The following is a 16,644-nucleotide window of genomic DNA, read 5'->3' on the forward strand; positions in this document are numbered from 1 at the left end:
TTGTCCGCCGCGCGGGCCCTGGCCTTGCGGGCCATCCTCAGGTTGACGATCTCGGCCATGATGGTTCCTTGGTGAGCGGCACCGGCCCTCGCCCCCACCCGGCCTCCCATGAGAATACCCTGTTGGGAGGCCGGGTGGGGGCGAGGGCCGGTGCCGTCATTCGGCGTGAGCCGAACAGACAAGTGATATTACGCTTCCACCGCCGCCGTTGTCACGCCGAGATCGGGCAGGCCGACCGAGCGCTTGCCCGAAAAGTCGGTGCGCACCACGATCAACCCGTCCTTTTCGAGGTAGTCGAGCAGGCGCTGCACGCGGCGCGGGCTGCTGGTGCCGTAGATCTTCGCGAGTTCCACGTCGTCGGGGCAGGGCTTGCCGTCCATCGCCGCGCGGGCGATCACGTAGAACGGCGCCAGGGCATCGTCGGGCACATGCTTGGCGAGGTTCTGCAGGTCGAACCAGCGCTCGTCGTCCGGGTCCTCGATCCCGGCGATGGCGGCGGCGAAGCCCCGGCGGAACATCGTCGCGTCGAGCCCGCGCACCGAAATGCCCTTCATGCGGCAGCGGATGGTGAAGTCCTGGAACAGCGTGGTGGCGGACTGGAACGTGCAGTCTTCTTCCTGCGCCATCGTGTTCATGATCTCGACCATGGCCGCGCGGTTCTCTTCCGGATCGGCCTCGGCGCGCTGGCGTTCGGCCTCGCGTTCGCGCGCCGGGCCGCCGGTGGGCTCGAGCATTTCGCTGGCGGCGATGCGCCGGGCGACCGATTCGGCATCCTCCACGCGCGGGGCCGGGCGCGGGAACTCGGGGCGCGAGGGTTCGACATGGAGATTGTCGTGCAGCAGCTCCCGCATGTCTTCGGTCGTAGCGGTGGGCAGAGGGACGAGGCCGGGCGTCACGGACTTGGCGCCCGTGCGCACTGCGCCGATGTTCACGGAGACCGGGCGGCGCGCGATGGCAGGGCCAAGGCCGAGGAACTGGCCGCGCGCGAGATCGCGGATCGCCTCGGCCTGACGGCGCTCCATGCCGAGCAGGTCCGCCGCGCGCACCATGTCGATGTCGAGGAAGGTGCGGCCCATCAGGAAGTTGCTGGCTTCCGCCGCGACGTTCTTGGCCAGCTTGGCGAGGCGCTGGGTGGCTATCACGCCGGCCAGCCCGCGCTTGCGGCCGCGGCACATCAGGTTGGTCATGGCCGCGAGGCTGACGCGGCGCGCTTCTTCCGACACTTCGCCGGCGGCGGCGGGCGCGAACATCTGCGCTTCGTCCACCACTACCAGCGCCGGATACCACTGCTCGCGCGGGGCATCGAACAGCGCGTTGAGGAACTGCGCGGCACACTTCATCTGCTGGTCGATTTCCAGCTCGTCAAGCGCGAGCACGACCGAGGCGCGGTGCTGGCGGATGCGCGCGCCAAGCCGGGTGATCTCGGCCTCGCCATAAGCGGCGCCGTCGATCACCACGTGGCCGAACTCCTCGGCGAGGCTGACGAAGTCCCCTTCGGGGTCGATCACGACCTGCTGGACGATCCCGGCGCTTTCTTCGAGCAGGCGGCGCAGCAGGTGCGACTTTCCGGACCCGGAATTGCCCTGCACCAGCAGGCGGGTCGCGAGAAGTTCCTTGATGTCGATCTCTATCGGCTCCCCGCGCGGGGTGTCGCCGATGACGATGGATGCGCTCACGCATCGCTCAGTGCCAAAACCGGGCGGGGAGGCGCAAGGCGCGCCCTCGCTTTTTCCATAGGCTGGCGCGTGGAACGGACGAAATACGTGGATGTTTCACGCGCCTGTCACATGATTGCGCAAACGATGCCGCATGGGAAATCAACTGGCAGCCTTGCCCGATAGCGCCTCCGCTCTGCGGATGGTCGTGCTGGCAGGGCAGAGCAAGGACGCGTCCGATCCGCTGGCCGAGCGATTTGGACAGAGCCACCGCAGCCTGATTCCGCTCGCCGGGCAGCCGATGATCGCGCATGTCCTGCGCACCGCCTCGCTGCACCCGATGGTCGAGAGTCTGGCGATCTGTATCGAGCGCGAGGCATTCGGGCCGGTCTGGGACGTGCTCACCCGCCTGCCCGGGCGCGGCACCGTCGCGCTGGTAGAGGCGCGCGCGAATCTGGCTGACAGCGTGCGAGACGCGGTGCAGGGCTGGGATGGCCCGGTGCTGGTGACGACGGCCGACCACGCCCTGCTGAGCGCGGAGGCCATAGACGCCATGGCGGCCGCGCTGGCAAAATCGGAGGCGGTGATCGCCCTTTCGCCGCGCGATTGCGTGGAGGCCGCGCACCGGTCGGCGCCGCACCGTTTCCTCTCGCTGCGCGATGGCGACTATGCCCCCTGCGATATCTATGGTCTGTCGGGCCCGCGCGCGATCGGCGCGGTCGAGGTGTTCCGCGGCAATGGCGGGTTCGACCGCAGCGGCGCGCGGATCCGCCGTGCGGCGGGCGTGCTCGGGCTGCTGATGATGCGCTGCGGGATGCTGACGCTCGCCGGGGCCGTTGAGTTGGCCTCGCGCCGCCTGGGCTTGCGGCTGGGCGTAGTCGTGCTGCGCGACGGCGGGCAGGCGATCGATGTCGATGATGACCGCAGTTACGCCGTCGTGCGCGACTTGCTCGAAAGCCGGGGATCGGCCGCTGCAGCGCCTGTCGCCCCGGATGCACGGCGCATCGCGGGCAGCAGCTGATCCGTAATCGGGGGTTCAGGTTCGAAGGAGCAGCTTCCCTTCTCGCAATGGGACGAGTCACGAAGGAGGATACCCCCAATGCGAATGCCCCCCCGCAAGTATCTGCTCGGCGCCGCCGCTTTGGCCGTCCTGGGCGCTGGAGTGGCCGAGGCCGCTACGGCAAAATTCCACACCATGAAACTGGATGCCCCGGACGGTTCGGTGGTCGAGGTGCATTACACCGGCGACGTTGCGCCCAAGGTCCAGGTCGTGCCTGCTGATCAAGTCATTATGCCGGTAGCGATGGCGCCGGTCATGGCTGACCCCTTCGCCGAAATGGCGCGCGTTTCCGCCACCATGGACGCGCAGATGCACGCGATGATGCAGCGTGCCGCGCTGCTCCAGCGGCAGGCGGCACAGATGCAGCAGGAAGCCGTTGCGCATGGCAGTGATGTGCAGGCCGCGCCGGGCTTCACCGTCGCGGGAGACATGCCCAAGGGCATGCACGTGACGTATTATTCGTCGTCGACCGATGCGAATGGCTGTACCCGCACGGTGTCCTACAGCTCGGATGGCTCGGGCGCGGCGCCGAAGCTGACCAAGGCGTCGTCGGATGCCTGCGATGCGGCGCAGCCCAAAATGACGGCGATTCCCGCCAAGGTGGAAAAGCCTGCGGCACAGCCCGTAGCGCCCGGTCAGAAAGTCTGACCCTTTGTGTCATCCCCGTGCTCCTGGGGATGACGGCCGAGGGGGCGGTGCCGTCTGCAGTCCGGCGCCGCCCCTTTCCCGTATCCGGTGTGAGGATCAGCCGCGGCCGTGCAGCACGCTTGCCGGGCTGATCCACAAGGTGCGCGGACGCCGGTGGGCGATCAGCCAGGCGCCGTTCTCGCGGCGCAGCTTGTCCACGTAGAAGCCGTTGTGGTCGAGCCCAGCCGCACTCGTTACCAGCCAGTAGGTGCGCGCCGTCGCGCTGTCCGGGCCGGTGAAATCGACATGGCAGGTCGTCAGGTGGTGGCTGATGAAGCCGGGCGTGCCGCCTGCGGGCTGAGGAATGACCGAGGGAGCCGTCATCCATGACAGGATGGCTTCACGCCCTGCAATCGTCTGGTTGTCCAGTTCCAGAATCCCGTCACGGGTAAAGCAGGCGGCGTAGTTTTCCGCCTTGCGCGCATCTCCCGCCTGCGTGCAGGCGGCAAGGCGCTGGTGGATCTCCGCCAGCGCCGATGCGTCTGTTCCGGTCACTTCAGGGTTTCGAGATAGTCGATGATGGCCTTGCGCTTGGCAGCGTCAGGCACGGTGATGACCATCTTGGTGCCGGGCACCATCTTCATCGGACCTTGCAGCCAGGTGTCCAGCTTCTCGCGGTCCCAGACGATCCCGGACTTCTTGAGCGCCGGGCTGAAGGCGTAGCTAGGCACCTCGCCGGCCGTGCTGCCGACAATACCATGCAGCGTCGGGCCGACGCCGTTCTTGCCCGGCTCCACCGAGTGGCATGCGCGGCACACCGCGAATGCGGCGGGGGCCGCTACGGCAGCGGCCGGGGCTGCGGCCGGGGCTGCGGGCGCGGCAGCAGGGGGCGCAGGGGGTGCGGCTGCGGGAGAAGCTGCCGGTTCGGTTGAGGCTGTTTCGGCAGGGGCCGGAACGGCGGCCTCCGGTGCCGGCGCTACTGTCGCGGGGACAGTGCTTTCGGGTGCCGCAGTGTCATCGTTCGCACCCGAACCGCCGCAAGCGGCCAGCAGGGCGATGGGGGCAATGACGGTCACACTTCTGAAATGCATATACCTTCTCTCTCGAACCCGAATTTCCAATTGGCACTGCAGCTACTGCAGATTGCCGAGTTAACGCAAATGCCGGATGGCAAAAAAGCGCAACGGGGCCGGGCGTAGAGCAGGCAGGCGCAACGATCCCGCCTGGCGGCGTGAATATCCGAATACCGGTGACCGGCCGTGCGAATCCGCTTTCGTGCGCGCAGCATTGCCCCTAGGGCTCGCGCGCCATGTCTGCCGCTGTCCTCCATCCTTTCCAAGCCGAATTGCGCGCGACCCTGCGGCTTGCCGGGCCGCTGGCGCTGGCGAACCTGTTGCAGATGGCGGTCTTTGCGACCGACGTGATGTTCGTGGCGCGGCTGGGACAACAGGCGCTTGCGGCATCGAGCCTCGCGGTGGCGCTGATTGCGGTGCTGATGATGGGCCTCAATGGTGTGACGGGCGCCTGCGCCCCGCTGATCGCGGCAGACATCGGGCGGCGCAGCAATGCCGTTCGCGAAGTGCGTCGGTCCACCCGGATGGCCTTGTGGCTGGCAGTGGCGCTGGGGCTGGCGGGGATCGGCCTGTGCCAGTTCGCGACCGGATTCATGCTCGCGACCGGCCAGGAGCCCGAACTGGCACGCGAAGGCGGCAAGTTTCTCGGCATCCTGTCGGTGGCGATGCTGCCGATGGCGGTGGCCAATGTCTTGCGTACGTTCGTCTCGGCGATGGGGCGGCCGGTGTTCGCGACGGTTATCACCGCGCTGTCGATTCTCGTGAACATCGCGGGCGACTACGCTCTGGTGTTCGGCCATTTCGGCGCTCCCCGGCTGGAGCTGACCGGCGCGGCCATCGCGAGCATCATCACGGCTTCGAGCACGGTGGTGGCTTATGTGGTGGCCATCCTCACCGACCGGCGGCTGCGCCGTTTCCATGTGTTCGGCCGCTGGTGGCGTCCCGAATGGCACCGGCTGCGCCGGATGCTGGTGCTGGGCCTGCCGATTTCCGGAACCCTGATTGCCGAGGGCGGTCTGTTCAGCGGCGCGGCTTTCGTAATGGGCCGTGTCGGCGAGGCGCAACTGGCGGCGCATACGGTGGCGCTGCAGATTGCCGCTTTCGCCTTCCAGGTGCCGTTCGGCATCGGCCAGGCGGCGACGATCCGCGTCGGCTATCACTACGGCGCGGGCAACCGCGAGGGCGTCGGCCACGCGGGCTGGGCCTCGATCGCGGTCGGCATGACATTCATGAGCGTGTCCGCACTAGCCATGTTTACCATGCCCCGGCTGATCCTCTCGGCCTACGTAGACGTTTCGGACCAGGCCAACGCGGCGATGGTGGGCTATGCGCTCAGCTATCTGTTCATCGCGGCGATCTTCCAGCTGACCGACGGGCTGCAGGCCGTGGCCGCCGGAGTGCTGCGCGGCATCCAGGATACACGGGTGCCGATGCTGATTGCCCTGACCGGTTACTGGCTGGCCGGCTTTGCGACGTCCGTCGCGCTGGGCCTGTTCACGCGGCTGGGGGGAGTCGGCGTCTGGATCGGACTCGCGGTGGGCCTGACGGTCGCGGCTGCCCTGCTGGTAGCGCGCTGGCACCGGCGCGGGCACTTCGCCGGGCTGGCCGCGGCCTGATTGTCCCGCTTTGGGACCGGTTCATCGCGAAGCCACCCTGCCTTGAAATTTTTTGCACGTGAAGCGCTTGACGGCTCCGGGGGGCAGGACCATATCCGCGCCCGTTGGCACTCTGGTCAATAGAGTGCCAATTACAGTTTTCTTACGTAGGATAAGGGAGAATCCCATGTCATTCCGTCCGCTGCACGACCGAGTTCTCGTGCGCCGCGTCGAGGCTGAAGAAAAGACGGCCGGCGGCATCATCATTCCCGATAGCGCCAAGGAAAAGCCTGCTGAAGGCGAGATCGTGGCTGCCGGCAACGGCGCCGTGGTCGACGGCAAGATTCAGGCGCTCGACGTCAAGATTGGCGATCGCGTGCTGTTCGGCAAGTGGTCCGGCACCGAAGTCAAGGTCGACGGTGAAGACCTGCTGATCATGAAGGAAAGCGACATTCTCGGCGTGATCGCCTGAGACCGATCGCTCTCATCTATCTGAAATCCTGAAAGGAATTATCCAATGGCAGCCAAGGACGTAAAGTTCTCGCGCGACGCTCGTGAGCGCATTCTCGCTGGCGTCGACACTCTCGCCAACGCCGTGAAGGTGACCCTCGGTCCCAAGGGCCGCAACGTCGTCATCGACAAGAGCTTCGGCGCTCCCCGCATCACCAAGGATGGCGTCACCGTCGCCAAGGAAATCGAACTCAAGGACAAGTTCGAGAATATGGGCGCCCAGATGCTGCGCGAAGTGGCCTCGAAGGCCAACGACGCAGCTGGCGACGGCACCACCACCGCCACCGTTCTGGCTCAGGCGATCGTGCGCGAAGGCATGACTGCCGTTGCCGCCGGCATGAACCCGATGGACCTCAAGCGCGGTATCGATCTGGCCGTCGCCAAGGTCGTCGAGAACATCCAGGGCCGTTCGAAGGACGTTTCGGGCACTGCGGAAATCGCTCAGGTCGGCATCATTTCGGCCAACGGTGACACCGAAGTCGGCGAGAAGATCGCCGAAGCCATGGAAAAGGTCGGCAAGGAAGGCGTCATCACCGTGGAAGAGGCCAAGGGCCTCGAATTCGAACTCGATGTCGTTGAAGGCATGCAGTTCGACCGCGGTTACCTCTCGCCCTACTTCGTCACCAACCCCGACAAGATGACGGTCGAGCTCGACAGCCCCTACATCCTGATCCACGAAAAGAAGCTCTCGAACCTGCAGTCGATGCTGCCGGTGCTCGAAGCCGTGGTGCAGTCGGGCCGTCCGCTCCTCATCATCGCCGAGGACATCGAGGGCGAGGCTCTGGCCACGCTCGTCGTCAACAAGCTGCGTGGTGGCCTGAAGGTTGCTGCCGTCAAGGCTCCGGGCTTCGGTGACCGCCGCAAGGCCATGCTGGGCGACATCGCCACGCTGACCGCCGGCGAGATGATCTCCGAAGACCTCGGCATCAAGCTTGAGAACGTGACCCTGAACATGCTTGGCGAAGCCAAGAAGGTCACCATCGACAAGGATAACACCACCATCGTCGATGGCTCCGGCTCGGCTGACGAGATCAAGGCCCGCGTCGAGCAGATCCGTGCGCAGATCGAAGTCACCACTTCGGACTACGACCGCGAGAAGCTGCAGGAGCGTCTGGCCAAGCTTGCTGGCGGCGTGGCCGTGATCAAGGTCGGCGGCGCTTCGGAAGTCGAAGTGAAGGAGCGCAAGGACCGCGTCGACGACGCGCTACATGCGACCCGCGCCGCGGTCGAGGAAGGCATCGTTCCGGGCGGCGGTACGGCGCTGCTCTACGCCACCAAGGCTCTCGAAGGCCTGAAGGGTGCCAACGACGACCAGACCAAGGGCATCGACATCATTCGCCGCGCGATCACCGCGCCGGTGAAGCAGATCGCCACGAACGCCGGCCACGACGGTGCGGTCGTCTCGGGCAACCTGCTGCGTGAGAACGACGAGACCCAGGGCTTCAACGCCGCGACCGACACCTACGAAAACCTCGTGGCTGCCGGCGTCATCGACCCGACCAAGGTCGTGCGCACTGCCCTGCAGGACGCGGCTTCGGTCGCCGGCCTGCTGATCACCACCGAAGCGGCGATCAGCGACAAGCCGGAAGACAAGGCGGCCATGCCGGCAATGCCCGACATGGGTGGCATGGGAGGCATGGGCGGCATGGGCGGCTTCTAAGCCACCCCATCGTCCAACTGACGGAATGCGAAGGGCCGGGGAGCGATCCCCGGCCCTTTTGCGTGACTGTCTCGGCGAGTGATTCGCAGAAACGGCCATCGCAGGTGAATTGCGCGCGCGATGTGTTTGAATCGGTCGGTTTCGGGAAACGAACGTGCGTTTTCCGGCAATTACCGCAAGTTCCCTGCAATTCATCGCGTGGCTCTGGCGTTTTGTCTCCGTGTCGTTAACTTCAACCGAATTCAAATGGGACTACATCAGGACTGCATGACCGGGGCAGATAACCTACTTTCGCGGTGCCGTGCCGGCACCAGGCGTTTCATCGGGCTAGCGGCTGTGACCATGGCTGCGGCTTCGCTGGCGGCGAGCCCCGCGCAGGCCGGGACGGCCGCGCCGATGGCACAGCCCACGCAGCAGGTCGTCGACGTCCAGAATTCCTTCGATTCGGTATTTGGTACCGAGTTGCGTGGTCCGCGCACCTATGCCTCGCCGCTGGGCCAGCGGCTCGCCAGCGTTGCCGAGGCTTCGCAGGGCCGCATCGGCGTTGCCGCACTCGATCTGGCGAGCGGTCGCGAGGTTGACGTACTGGGCGACCAGCGCTTCCCGATGGCCAGCACCAGCAAGGTTGCGATTGCCGCGGCGTTTCTAGAAGGCGTCGATCAGGGCAAATGGAGCCTGACCAGCGAATTTCCGATGATGATCCCGGTGCAGTCGGCGCCTTTTTCGACGGCCGTCGCCCCGGTTCGTCCCGGCGCCTACATGAGCGCAGGCAAGCTGCTCGATCTCATGCTCACCCGGTCCAACAACTATGCCACCGATGCTCTGCTCAAGGTCGTGGGCGGACCTGACGCGGTCAACGCCTGGGTGCGCCGTGCCGGAATCGAGGAGTGGCACATCGACCGTGACATTGCGACGCTGGTGCGTGACGATGGCGCCATCGATCCGGCGCAGGTGATCGACAAGCGCGACAGCGCCACGCCGCTTGCGATGGTCAAGCTGCTGAGCGGCATCTACCAGGGCAAGTGGCTGACCCCGTCAAGCCGCCAGACCCTGCTCGACACGATGAGCCGCTGCCTTACCGGCAAGCGCCGCATCCGCGCGGGCCTGCCGGAAGACGTGCAGGTGCTGCACAAGACCGGATCGCTGCACAACACCTCGAGCGATATCGGTATTATCGAGGCTCCGGATGGGCGCGTGTTTGCCGTCGCCATCTATGTCACTGGACAGGGCAGCCGCCCGAACCGTGAAGCGCGCATCGCCAGCATCGCCCGCACCATCTACAGCGGCTATCTGGCTGAGGGTCCGGCATACCGCCACACCGCCTCGCGCTGAACCGGTGCCTGCCACGCGGGCTCCTCTGATATACAGTCAGCCATGGAAAAAGCGCCCCGAATGGTTCCGGGGCGCTTTTTCCATGGAACGATGGGAAGGGCCGGTCCCGTGCGGTGGTGCGGTCTGACCGGCCTGGAGTCGTCAGTTGGTCTGCTGATTGCCGTCCGTGTGATCCGCCAGCTCGTTGGCGGCGTCGTTGGCGGCGGCCTGAGCAGCGTCAGCGGCGCTTTCGGCAGCGTCCTTCGCGTCGGCTGCTGCATCCGCCATCGCGTCACCTGCGTTGCTGGCGGCTGCTGCTGCGTCGTCGCTCGCGTCGTTTACCGCGTTGGCGGCATCGGTGGCCATGGCGCCCATGTCGTCAGCGGCCGATGACGCTGCAGCCTCGGTCGTGTCCTGCGTCTGCTGCGAGCAGGCGGCCAGCGAAAGGGCGCCGATGGCGGCGGTGGCGATAAGGATCTTGCGCATCTTTCAGTATTCCCTCGTTGCGAGTTGATCTGTCGGCGAAACGCCGCGTCAGCTTTCCAGCCTCGTAAACGGGCCGGGCGTGACGATTAATGATGTGGGACCGGCGTTTCAAGCATAGGGCACAGAACGCAGTGGACCGCGGGCAGTTCCCCGATTTTGTATTCTCCCGTGCTGACGGCCCGGTCCGGCGCTGCTAGGGCTGTCATCATGGAGCCCAAGCAGCATCTCTATCTCGTCGACGGTTCGGCCTATATCTTCCGCGCCTATCACCGCCTGCCGCCGTTGACCGATCCGGAAGGCACGCCGGTCGGCGCCGTTTATGGCTACACCACGATGCTTTGGAAGCTGGCCGACGATCTCCACAAGGCCGACGGGCCGACTCACCTTGCGGTGATCCTCGATGCCAGCGGCAAGTCGTTCCGCAACGAGATCTATGAGGACTACAAGGCCAACCGCCCGCCCCCGCCCGAGGATCTCAAGCCACAGTTCCCGCTGGTGCGCGATGCCACCCGCGCCTTTTCGCTGCCGTGCATCGAGGAGATGGGTTACGAGGCCGACGATCTGATCGCCTCCTATGCCCGTGCTGCGGCGCTGCAGGGGTGGAACGTGACGATCGTCTCGTCCGACAAGGACCTGATGCAGCTCGTCGGCACCTGCGAGCAGGGCGGCGGCAAGATCGACATGCTGGACACGATGAAGAACCAGCGGATCGACATTCCCGAAGTCGTCGAGAAGTTCGGCGTTCCGCCCGAAAAGGTGGGCGACGTGCTCGCGCTGATGGGCGACTCGGTCGACAACGTGCCCGGCGTCTTCGGTGTCGGCCCCAAGACCGCGACCAAGCTGATTCAGGACTACGGTGACTTGGAAAGTGCACTGGCGGCCGCGCCGGAAATGAAGAAGTCCAAGCTGCAGGAACGCCTGATCGAGCAGGCCGAGCAGGCGCGGCTGTCCAAGGTGCTGGTCACGCTCAAGGAAGATTGCGCGCTGCCGATGGCGCTGGACGAGCTGAAGCTCGACGCCATTCCGCCCGACCCACTTGCCGCGTTCCTCGGCAAGCATGGCTTCACCAGCCTGCTCAAGCGGCTCGATGGCGGGCGGGGCAGTCCCGAGCGGGCGACGCAGCTGCATCCGGCCAAGCCCGTCACGGCCGGCGCCGCACCGGGCGAGGGCGCGGCGCGCCAGCCGCTGCCCGAGATGCCGCCGGTGGATTATGCCGCCTATGAATGCGTGCAGACGGTCGAGGCGCTCGAACGCTGGATCACGCGCGCCCATGCCGCGCACCTGCTGGCGGTCGACACAGAGACTTCGGCGCTTGATGCGATGCGGGCGGACCTGACCGGCGTCAGCCTCGCGCTGGGCCCCAACGATGCCTGCTACATTCCGCTGGGCCACGGCGGGTCGGACATGTTCGCCGAAAAGCCCGAGCAGGTGCCGCTCGACACCGCCATCGCCCTGCTGAAGCCGCTGCTCGAAGACGATGCGGTGCTCAAGATCGGGCAGAACATCAAGTACGACCTCAACGTGCTGGCACGCTATGGCATCGCGGTTTCCCCGATCGACGACACCATGATCGAGAGCTTCTGCCTCGATGCAGGCCGTTCAATCGATGGCATCGGTGGCGGGCACGGGATGGACGAGCTTTCCGAACGGCATTTCGGCCACAAGCCGATGGCATTCAAGGATGTGTGCGGCACCGGCAAGAAGGCGATCCCCTTCGGCGAAGTCCCGCTCGACAAGGCCACGCAATACGCGGCCGAGGATGCGGACGTGACCTGGCGCCTCCATGCCGTGCTCAAGCCGCGTCTGGCCGAGGAAGGCGGCATGCGGATCTACGAGCGCGTCGACCGCCCGCTAATCCCCGTCGTCGCGCAGATGGAACGCCATGGTATCAAGGTGGACCGCGAACGGCTGGCGCACTTGTCCGGCGAATTCGCCGAGGCCATCGGCGCGCTCGAAGGTGAGATCCATGCGGTCGCCGGGCAGGAATTCACCATCGGCAGCCCCAAGCAGCTGGGTGAGATCCTGTTCGACAAGCTCGGCTACAAGGGCGGCAAGAAAGGCAAGTCGGGCCAGTATTCCACGGACCAGTCGGTGCTTGAACGGCTGGCGGTCGAAGGCGCGCCGGTTGCGAACAAGGTGCTCGAATGGCGTCAGCTGTCGAAGCTGCGGTCGACCTACACCGAGGCGCTGCAGGCGGCGATCAATCCCGATACCCGGCGCGTGCACACCAGCTACAGCCTTGTCGGCGCGCAGACGGGGCGGCTGTCGTCTACCGATCCCAACCTGCAGAACATCCCGGTCCGCACCGAGATCGGCCGCCAGATCCGCGAATGCTTCGTTGCCGAGTCCGGCAATGTCCTGCTCGCGGCCGACTATTCGCAGATCGAGCTGCGTCTTGCCGCGCACATGGCCGACGTGCCCAGTCTCAAGGAAGCCTTCGCCAACGGCGAGGACATCCACGCGCGCACCGCGACCGAGATGTTCGGCACGGTCGACCGCGACACGCGCGGGCGTGCCAAGACGATCAACTTCGCGATCCTCTACGGCATTTCCCGCTGGGGCCTCGCCGGCCGTCTGGGCGTCGAGGCGGACGAGGCGCAAGCGATGATCGACCGCTATTTCGAGCGCTTCCCGGGCATCCAGAAGTACATCGTCCACACCCTCGAGCAGGTGCGCGAGCGCGGCTATTCGGAAACGTTGTTCGGCCGCAAGACGTGGTTCCCGCGCATCAATTCGAAGAACGGGGCCGAACGACAGGGCAGCGAGCGCGCGGCGATCAACGCGCCGATCCAGGGCACCAGCGCCGACATCATCAAGCGCGCCATGGCACGCATGGGCCCCGCACTCGCCAATGCAGGGCTGGGGCACGTACGCATGCTGCTGCAGGTTCATGACGAACTCGTCTTCGAACTGCCCGAAGGCGACGTCGCGGCCGCTTCCCCCGTGATCGAGCGGGTCATGGCTGAAGCGGCACAGCCCGCCGTGACGCTGGACGTTCCGCTGGGGGTAGAGATCGGCTCCGGCCTCAGCTGGGGCGCGGCGCACTGACGAGCGGCATGGGACGCGGGCGCACAAAGGTCTATTTCGACGGTGGCTGCCGCCCCAATCCAGGCCCGGTCGAGGTGGCGGTGGTGGTGCGCGGGCAGGTCCATGTCTTCGACGATCTTGGCCATGGCACCAACAGCGACGCGGAATGGCTGGCGCTAATCCGGGCGCTGGAACTGGTGCAGGCGCAGGCGATTGCCGATGCTGAACTGATCGGCGATGCGCTGGAGGTGGTACGGCAGGCCAATGCTGCGCTTGCGGCGGGGCAGGCCGCGCCGGGTCACGCCCAAGCCTTCCTTACCCTTGCGGCGGCAGTTCGTCCCGCCCGCGTCCGCTGGATCAAACGCGCGCAGAACCTTGCCGGCATTGCGCTGGTCGCGCGCCATCCCCGGTAGTCCGAAATTTTCTTCGCACTTGCAACTGCTGCACTGCAGCATAGTTTGAAGGGAATGACCGATCTGCTGAGAATGCTGACCGGCGAATTGCCCAGCTGGCTGGAGCAGTCGCTGATCGCCGCTTGCGCCGCCGCCATTGCGGTCGCGCTGGCTCTGCTTGCGCATCATGTCCTGTTCCGGCTGCTCCGGCGCTTTGCCCGGGCCAGTTCGAGCGAGTCGGACAACCTCGTCGTAATGCGGCTGGTTCGGCCCACGCGCTGGGCGTTGATAGCATTGGCTCTGGTCATGGCCGCGCGCGAGACGCCTGCGCTCGACGCCGTGTGGGAACGCATCGGCAGCATCGTGATGCCGGCGCTGATCGGCTGGATGGCGGTGGCGATCCTGCAGGCCTTCGTCGAGGCCATGATCGTGCGCAACGACATCTCCATGGCCGACAACCGCCGCAACCGGCGACGGCGCACCCGGCTGGCGATCTTCGGGCGCATCGCGACGTTCCTGATCGTCTTCGTGACGGTGGGCCTGATGATGCTGTCGATTCCCGGCGTGCGCGACATCGGCGTGACGCTGGTGGCCTCGGCCGGACTGGCGGGGCTGGCGGTGGGCGCCGCGGCGCAGCCCGCGCTCAAGTCGCTGATCGCGGGCTTCCAGATGGCCCTGACCGAGCCGGTGGTGATCGGCGATGCGGTGATCATCGGCGGTGAATGGGGCTGGATCGAGGAAATCCGCACGACCTATGTCGTCGTGAAGGTCTGGGACGAGCGACGCCTTGTCGTGCCCACGGCCAAATTCCTCGACGAGATATTCCAGAACTGGACCAAGACCACTGCACAGCTTCTGGGTACCGTGCTGTTCTATGTCGATCCCACCACCAGGCTCGAGCCGATCCGTCAGAAATTCTACGAACTGGTCGAAGACAACGAGCGCTGGGACGGGCGGGTCAAGCACATGCAGGTCACCGAACTGACCCGCGATGCCATCGAAATCCGCTTCCTGATGACAGCGAAGGACTCGCCTACCCTGTTCGACCTGCGCTGCGACATTCGCGAGGCCTTGATCCAGTGGGTGGCCGAGGCGATGCCCGAAGCCATCGTGCGCAGCCGCATGCTGCCGATGGGGCCGCTCGACGTGAGCGGGATCGGACCGGTCTCGGGCGACGTCATGGCGCAAATGAACGGGCACGCCGCGGCTGCCACGGGTTGAATCTGGGCGGGGTGGCCATACGATAGGCGCCATGGCTGACTGGATCGAACAATTCACCGGGCGCCTGCCCGCTTGGGGCGAGCAACTCATGATCGCCGCTTTGGCTGCCGTGATCGGAATCGCCGTTGCCCTGATCGCCCATCGCGTGCTGTTCCGGATACTGCGCAAGGTGGTCAGCGGCAGCCAGAGTGAGACCGACGACATTCTGGTCAGGCGGCTCGCCCGGCCCGCGCGCTATGCCTTTGTCGCGCTGGGTGTCGCCTATGCCGCGCGCGAGACGGCTGTTTTGGACGTGGCCTGGCAAAAGGTGTCTGGCTTCGTCATGCCCTTCCTGCTCGGCTGGATTGTCCTCGCGCTGATGCGCAGTTTCGTCGAAGCGATGATGGTCCGCACGGACATTACCGTTGCCGACAACCGCAATGCCCGGCGGCGGCGCACGCGCCTTGCGATCCTCAGCCGCATTGGTACGTTCGTGATCGTGTTCATCACTGTCGCGCTCATGCTCTTCGCGATACCCGGAGTGCGCCAGATCGGCATTACCCTGATGGCCTCGGCCGGTCTTGCGGCCCTGGCTGTCGGCGCTGCCGCTCAACCGGCGCTCAAGGCGCTGATTGGTGGCTTCCAGATGGCCATGACCGAGCCGATCGCGATCGACGATGTCGTGATCATCGACGGCGAGTGGGGTCGGATCGAGGATATCCGCACAACTTATGTGATCGTGAAGATCTGGGACGAGAGGCGGCTGATCGTGCCGTCGAACAAGTTTCTCGAAAACACTTTCCAGAACTGGACCAAGCAGAGCGCGCAACTCACCGGCACGGTCATGCTCTATCTCGACCATGCTGCGGACGTGACGCCGGTGCGCGCCGAGTTCGAACGGCAGGTCACGGCCGATCCCCGCTGGGACAAGCGCGCGCAGGGCGTGCAGGTAACCGACATGTCAGATGACTCGATCGAAGTGCGCCTGCTGATGACGGCGCGCAATTCCGGCGATCTGTTCGACCTGCGCTGTGCCATGCGCGAAGGGATGCTTGCCTGGGTCCGCCGCGAAATGCCGGAGGCTCTCCGCCGTAACCGCACTTTGCCGACCGCGCCGGTGGAACTGGCGGCCAGCCCCTCGATGGCCGATGCGATCGCGGTCGCGGGCGAAGGCAAGCACACAGGATCGGGTTGAAAACGCTTTCGTTCGTGCGACTTGCCTCGCGAGCTGTATTTTGCCACCGCTGCCAATGATGGCTCGTTTCTTCTCCGCTTCGCGGCTTGCCCTTGCGGCCCTGTTCGTGGCGGCTGTTTCCGTAGCGCCTGCATCGGGCGCTGCGGCTCCGGTCTGCGGCTATCACGTCGTCAAGACGTACCCCCACGATGCCACGGCCTTCACTGAAGGCCTGTTCTATGCCGATGGTGCCTTGTTCGAGAGCACAGGCAAGCGCGGCGATTCGCGCATCTTCAGGCGCGCTCTGGCGGACACGGCTCCTCTGGTGGAAACCCGGATCGATCCTACGCTGTTCGGCGAAGGCATCGTGCTCTGGAAGGATCAGATCATCAGCCTCACCTGGCGCGACGGGCTGGGTTACCGTTGGGATGCCAAGACGCTGAAGCAGCTTGGCTATTTCTACTATGCGGGCGAAGGCTGGGCGATGACCATCCACGATGGCACGATCTATCAGAGCGACGGCTCCGCCAGCCTGCGCCTGCGCGATCCGGAAACGATGGCGCAGACCGGCACGCTGGCCGTCACCGACGACGGCAAGCCGGTGCGCAAGCTCAACGAGCTGGAATGGATCGGCGGCGAGATCTGGGCGAACGTCTGGCTGACCGATCGCATCGCACGGATCGATCCGGCGACGGGGCAGGTCAAGGCGTGGATCGATTTGAGCCGCCTCGGCGACGAGGCAGGCGCCAGCGACTATGACGCTGTCCTCAACGGCATCGCCTACGACCCGGAAGGCAAGCGCATTTTCGTGACGGGCAAGAACTGGACGAAACTGTTCGAGATCGTGCCCGATTGCGGGAAATGAGTTGATGCG

Annotated in this window: 15 protein-coding genes; 11 read left to right on the forward strand and 4 right to left on the reverse strand. The window is 65.6% G+C overall.

The annotated features are described in order from the left end of the window. Positions 1-188: 188 nt before the first annotated feature. Complete coding sequence (locus MTR64_RS11835; protein WP_243994070.1) at positions 189-1,676, reverse strand: helicase HerA domain-containing protein; 1,488 nt, start codon at positions 1,674-1,676, stop codon at positions 189-191. Positions 1,677-1,809: 133 nt separating this feature from the next. Between MTR64_RS11835 and MTR64_RS11840 the strand changes: the two genes are divergently transcribed. Together MTR64_RS11840 and MTR64_RS11845 are read left to right on the forward strand one after the other, a co-directional pair. Continuing rightward, positions 1,810-2,676, forward strand: a complete 867-nt coding sequence (locus MTR64_RS11840) for an NTP transferase domain-containing protein (RefSeq protein WP_243994072.1) — start codon at positions 1,810-1,812, stop codon at positions 2,674-2,676. A gap of 78 nt (positions 2,677-2,754) precedes the next feature. Further along, positions 2,755-3,363 (forward strand): hypothetical protein, encoded by a 609-nt coding sequence (locus tag MTR64_RS11845; protein WP_243994075.1) that lies wholly within the window; start codon positions 2,755-2,757, stop codon positions 3,361-3,363. 96 nt (positions 3,364-3,459) lie between these two features. Here MTR64_RS11845 and MTR64_RS11850 read toward each other — a convergent pair whose 3' ends face one another. Together MTR64_RS11850 and MTR64_RS11855 are read right to left on the reverse strand one after the other, a co-directional pair. Then, positions 3,460-3,897 carry a nuclear transport factor 2 family protein gene (locus tag MTR64_RS11850; RefSeq protein WP_243994077.1) on the reverse strand — a complete coding sequence of 146 codons (438 nt, stop codon included), beginning with the start codon at positions 3,895-3,897 and terminating at the stop codon, positions 3,460-3,462. Next, positions 3,894-4,433, reverse strand: coding sequence for a c-type cytochrome (locus MTR64_RS11855; protein WP_243994079.1), 540 nt, complete (start codon positions 4,431-4,433; stop codon positions 3,894-3,896). Before MTR64_RS11855 ends, MTR64_RS11850 begins: the two co-directional genes overlap by 4 nt. Before the next feature lie 218 nt (positions 4,434-4,651). Between MTR64_RS11855 and MTR64_RS11860 the strand changes: the two genes are divergently transcribed. The 4 genes from MTR64_RS11860 (at position 4,652) to bla (ending at position 9,512) form a co-directional block, all read left to right on the forward strand. Beyond that, positions 4,652-6,031, forward strand: coding sequence for an MATE family efflux transporter (locus MTR64_RS11860; RefSeq protein ID WP_243994082.1), 1,380 nt, complete (start codon positions 4,652-4,654; stop codon positions 6,029-6,031). A 166-nt stretch (positions 6,032-6,197) separates the two neighbouring features. Continuing rightward, positions 6,198-6,482 (forward strand): co-chaperone GroES, encoded by a 285-nt coding sequence (locus tag MTR64_RS11865; protein WP_243994084.1) that lies wholly within the window; start codon positions 6,198-6,200, stop codon positions 6,480-6,482. A gap of 45 nt (positions 6,483-6,527) precedes the next feature. After that, positions 6,528-8,180 carry a chaperonin GroEL gene (gene groL / locus MTR64_RS11870; protein WP_243994086.1) on the forward strand — a complete coding sequence of 551 codons (1,653 nt, stop codon included), beginning with the start codon at positions 6,528-6,530 and terminating at the stop codon, positions 8,178-8,180. A 342-nt stretch (positions 8,181-8,522) separates the two neighbouring features. Further along, positions 8,523-9,512: a class A beta-lactamase gene (bla, locus tag MTR64_RS11875; protein WP_243994344.1), complete on the forward strand. Its 990-nt coding sequence runs from the start codon at positions 8,523-8,525 to the stop codon at positions 9,510-9,512. A gap of 141 nt (positions 9,513-9,653) precedes the next feature. Here the strand turns inward: bla and MTR64_RS11880 are convergent, their stop codons facing one another. Then, on the reverse strand, positions 9,654-9,977 hold the full coding sequence (locus tag MTR64_RS11880; protein ID WP_243994088.1) for a hypothetical protein: 324 nt from the start codon (positions 9,975-9,977) through the stop codon (positions 9,654-9,656). Positions 9,978-10,184: 207 nt separating this feature from the next. Here MTR64_RS11880 and polA point away from each other — a divergent pair, with 207 nt between their 5' ends. From polA to MTR64_RS11905, 5 genes are read left to right on the forward strand one after another with little or no spacing between them, the layout of a single operon-like run. Continuing rightward, on the forward strand, positions 10,185-13,025 hold the full coding sequence (gene polA / locus MTR64_RS11885) for a DNA polymerase I (RefSeq protein ID WP_243994090.1): 2,841 nt from the start codon (positions 10,185-10,187) through the stop codon (positions 13,023-13,025). 8 nt (positions 13,026-13,033) lie between these two features. After that, the gene (locus tag MTR64_RS11890; protein WP_243994092.1) at positions 13,034-13,417 is read left to right on the forward strand and encodes a ribonuclease HI; all 384 of its coding nucleotides are present in this window, start codon (positions 13,034-13,036) and stop codon (positions 13,415-13,417) included. Between the two features lie 54 nt (positions 13,418-13,471). Then, on the forward strand, positions 13,472-14,617 hold the full coding sequence (locus MTR64_RS11895) for a mechanosensitive ion channel family protein (RefSeq protein ID WP_243994094.1): 1,146 nt from the start codon (positions 13,472-13,474) through the stop codon (positions 14,615-14,617). A gap of 31 nt (positions 14,618-14,648) precedes the next feature. After that, positions 14,649-15,791 (forward strand): mechanosensitive ion channel family protein, encoded by a 1,143-nt coding sequence (locus MTR64_RS11900; protein ID WP_243994096.1) that lies wholly within the window; start codon positions 14,649-14,651, stop codon positions 15,789-15,791. 58 nt (positions 15,792-15,849) lie between these two features. Continuing rightward, entirely contained in the window at positions 15,850-16,635 is a 786-nt protein-coding gene (locus MTR64_RS11905) for a glutaminyl-peptide cyclotransferase (protein WP_243994097.1), read from the forward strand. The last annotated feature ends 9 nt before the right edge of the window (positions 16,636-16,644 follow it).

It is taken from the genome of Novosphingobium album (ex Hu et al. 2023) (assembly GCF_022832385.1).
Taxonomy (GTDB): domain Bacteria; phylum Pseudomonadota; class Alphaproteobacteria; order Sphingomonadales; family Sphingomonadaceae; genus Novosphingobium; species Novosphingobium album.

Bases quoted from the DNA above. Each gene is read 5' to 3' on its own strand.
- MTR64_RS11860 (WP_243994082.1), top strand. From the start codon at position 4,652: ATGTCTGCCGCTGTCCTCCATCCTTTCCAAGCCGAATTGCGCGCGACC.
- MTR64_RS11865 (WP_243994084.1), top strand. From the start codon at position 6,198: ATGTCATTCCGTCCGCTGCACGACCGAGTTCTCGTGCGCCGCGTCGAG.
- MTR64_RS11840 (WP_243994072.1), top strand. From the start codon at position 1,810: ATGGGAAATCAACTGGCAGCCTTGCCCGATAGCGCCTCCGCTCTGCGG.
- MTR64_RS11895 (WP_243994094.1), top strand. From the start codon at position 13,472: ATGACCGATCTGCTGAGAATGCTGACCGGCGAATTGCCCAGCTGGCTG.
- MTR64_RS11880 (WP_243994088.1), bottom strand. From the start codon at position 9,977: ATGCGCAAGATCCTTATCGCCACCGCCGCCATCGGCGCCCTTTCGCTG.
- MTR64_RS11900 (WP_243994096.1), top strand. From the start codon at position 14,649: ATGGCTGACTGGATCGAACAATTCACCGGGCGCCTGCCCGCTTGGGGC.
- groL (WP_243994086.1), top strand. From the start codon at position 6,528: ATGGCAGCCAAGGACGTAAAGTTCTCGCGCGACGCTCGTGAGCGCATT.
- MTR64_RS11855 (WP_243994079.1), bottom strand. From the start codon at position 4,433: ATGCATTTCAGAAGTGTGACCGTCATTGCCCCCATCGCCCTGCTGGCC.
- MTR64_RS11890 (WP_243994092.1), top strand. From the start codon at position 13,034: ATGGGACGCGGGCGCACAAAGGTCTATTTCGACGGTGGCTGCCGCCCC.
- polA (WP_243994090.1), top strand. From the start codon at position 10,185: ATGGAGCCCAAGCAGCATCTCTATCTCGTCGACGGTTCGGCCTATATC.
- MTR64_RS11845 (WP_243994075.1), top strand. From the start codon at position 2,755: ATGCGAATGCCCCCCCGCAAGTATCTGCTCGGCGCCGCCGCTTTGGCC.
- MTR64_RS11905 (WP_243994097.1), top strand. From the start codon at position 15,850: ATGGCTCGTTTCTTCTCCGCTTCGCGGCTTGCCCTTGCGGCCCTGTTC.
- bla (WP_243994344.1), top strand. From the start codon at position 8,523: ATGGCTGCGGCTTCGCTGGCGGCGAGCCCCGCGCAGGCCGGGACGGCC.